The 3,040-nt window shown below is 34.0% G+C and carries 3 protein-coding genes; all 3 read left to right on the top strand.

All coding sequences use genetic code 11. From position 1 onward, the window contains the following. Positions 1–68 precede the first annotated feature (68 nt). Positions 69–836 carry a 5'/3'-nucleotidase SurE gene (gene surE, locus ACIQZC_RS10390; RefSeq protein ID WP_396139154.1) on the top strand — a complete coding sequence of 256 codons (768 nt, stop codon included), beginning with the start codon at positions 69–71 and terminating at the stop codon, positions 834–836. 9 nt (positions 837–845) lie between these two features. Continuing rightward, on the top strand, positions 846–1,961 hold the full coding sequence (lpxB, locus tag ACIQZC_RS10385) for a lipid-A-disaccharide synthase (protein ID WP_396139153.1): 1,116 nt from the start codon (positions 846–848) through the stop codon (positions 1,959–1,961). Between the two features lie 22 nt (positions 1,962–1,983). After that, on the top strand, positions 1,984–3,040 hold a 1,057-nt coding region (locus tag ACIQZC_RS10380), incomplete at its 3' end, for a ComEC/Rec2 family competence protein (protein WP_396139152.1).

Genomic DNA, 3,040 nt, shown 5'->3' with positions numbered 1-3,040 from the left:
GCGATAATTTTTTTACATCATGAAAAGGGTTTCAAATTAAATTAATTAATTTAGCAAAAAATGAATTCATGGCAAAACCATTAATACTTATTACAAATGACGATGGAATAGCAGCTCCAGGCATTAGAGCTTTAATTGCTGTAATGAAAGAAATAGGTGATGTAATCGTAGTAGCGCCAGATAGCCCGCAAAGCGCAATGGGTCACGCCATAACAATTAACAATACACTAAAGTTAGAACGCGTTCATATTGATAAAGAAATTGATCAAGAATATAGTTGTAGCGGAACACCGGTTGATTGTGTTAAAATAGCAGTGAATGAAATTTTAAACCGCAAACCCGATTTATGTGTTTCAGGAATTAATCACGGTTCAAATTCCTCTATCAATGTTATTTATTCTGGAACTATGAGTGCTGCTGTTGAAGCTGGTATTGAAGGTATTCCGGCCATCGGATTTTCATTATTAGATTATAGTTGGGATGCCGATTTTGAACCCATAAAGAATCACGTGAAACAAATTGCACTTGAAGTGCTCAAAAAAGGATTGCCTGATGGAGTTATTTTAAACGTTAATTTTCCAAAATTACCTGCTGAAAATATAAAAGGAATTAAAATTTGCCGACAAGCAAAAGCCATGTGGCAAGAAGAATTTGATAAACGAACTAATCCGCAAGGAAAAGAATATTATTGGTTAACCGGGACATTTGTCAACCAAGACAAAGGCACAGATACTGACGAATGGGCATTGGAAAACGGATACATTTCGATTGTTCCGGTGCAATTTGATTTAACCGCCCATCATGCCATTCAACAATTGAATGCTTGGGAATTATAACGAAATAGCATGAAATATTATATCATAGCAGGAGAAGCTTCGGGCGATTTACACGGTTCAAACCTAATGAAAGCCTTGTATGAAAAAGACCCCTCTGCCGAAATTCGTTTTTGGGGTGGTGATTTAATGCAAGCTGTTGGCGGAACTTTAGTAAAACATTATCGCGAATTAGCGTTTATGGGTTTTATCGAAGTAATCATGAACCTAAAAACGATTTTGAATAACATCAAAATTTGTAAAAAAGATATTGAAGCCTTTCAGCCTGATGCTATTATTTTTATAGACTATCCTGGGTTTAATATGCGCATTGCCACTTGGGCAAAAGAAAGAAATATTCCAACACATTATTATATTTCGCCTCAAATTTGGGCTTGGAAAGAAAATCGCATCAAAGCCATCAAACGCGATGTTGATTATATGTACGTAATTCTTCCGTTTGAGAAAGATTTTTATGAGCAAAAACATCACTTTCCGGTTCATTTTGTTGGCCACCCTTTAATTGATGCTATTGCTAATAGAATGGAGGTTTCTGATGCTGCTTTTAGAACTGAAAATCAACTTTCGGAAAAACCAATTATTGCATTATTACCCGGAAGTAGAAAGCAAGAAATTGCAAAAATGCTTTCCATTATGCTGTCGGTTGTGAAAGATTTTCCAGAGTATCAATTTGTTATTGCCGGAGCTCCAAGTCAGGAATACGAATTTTATAAACCGTTTTTAACCAATGAAAATGTAAAATTTATTTCGAATAAAACCTATGATTTATTAAGCCATTCTTATGCAGCTTTAGTAACTTCTGGAACTGCGACATTAGAAACCGCTTTGTTCAATGTGCCAGAAGTGGTTTGTTATAAAGGAAGTTGGATTTCTTATCAAATTGCGAAACGTATCATTACCTTAAAATACATTTCGTTAGTCAACTTAATTATGGATAAAGAAGTGGTTAAAGAGTTGATTCAGGAGGAATTGAATACCGAAAATTTAAAAGTTGAATTGGCTAAAATACTTCAACCTGAAAACAGAAATAAACTGTCTATTGCCTATGCTAATTTGAAACAAAATTTGGGTGGAGAAGGCGCCAGTAAAAAGACTGCCGAATTAATTGTAAATTCCTTAAAAATGTAAGAACACCTAAATCCCCTACCATTTGACTCCCCTAAAATTTCCTTTAATCGGTGTAACGATCAGTTTTATAATTGGCATAATTCTGCAAGAATATGCTGCATTTTCTTTGTCATTTCTTTTTTATGGCATACTTATAAGTGCAATTCTATTTGGTTTTGCGTGGTATAAAAATCACAACGCGCTAATTCAAAATACTAGTTTTGGAATTGCAACGTACTTTCTTTCGGCCACTTTAGGCATGCTTACTTATTTTGTTCATGTAGATAAGAATGCTGCAAATCATTATTCTAAACAAACTTTTGAAACCACAAATGCTATTAAAGGGGTTATTCAAACAGCATTAAAACCTAACGAACGATATGTAAAATATGTTCTTGAAATAAACGGGTTTAACACCAAAATTGCTTCGGGAAAAATACTGCTTTATGTGCCTAAACAATCTAAAATTGTATTGCAATCTGGTACCGAAATTTCTATTAACGGGGCTGTTTATCCGATTCCAAAGGCTTATAATCCGTACCAATTTGATTATGCTAATTATTTAGAAAAACAAAACATTGGGCATCAAATTTATCTCAATAATTCCTCGATAAAAATCATAAAGCAACATCAAAATTTTAATTATTATATTGAAAAACTGCGCAATGCGTTAAGCGATAGTTTTGCCATTCACCATTTTGATGCAAAGACAAAAGCAATAATTGACGCACTACTTTTGGGTCAGCGAGTTGCCATTGATAAAGCAACTATAACGGATTATTCCAATGCCGGTGTAATTCATATTTTGGCCATTTCCGGATTACATATTTCAATCTTATATTTCTTTCTTGTTTTTTTATTGAAACCGTTGAGAAGTTTTCGTTTTGGAAAAGAAATCGAATTACTAATGGTGCTTTTTGTCTTGTGGTTATTTGCCTTCTTAACAGGACTTCCTGCATCAGTTACAAGAGCCGTTACTCTATTTAGTTTTATAAGTGTTGGAACGTATTTCAACCAGTCAAAAGCGATTTATAACGCTATGGCTACTTCGGCTTTGCTTATTTTGTTGTTTTCACCAAACGCTATTTTTGACATTGGTT

Source organism: Flavobacterium sp. (assembly GCF_044338735.1).
Taxonomy (GTDB): domain Bacteria; phylum Bacteroidota; class Bacteroidia; order Flavobacteriales; family Flavobacteriaceae; genus Flavobacterium.
This window is presented reverse-complemented; position numbering and strand designations above follow the sequence as displayed.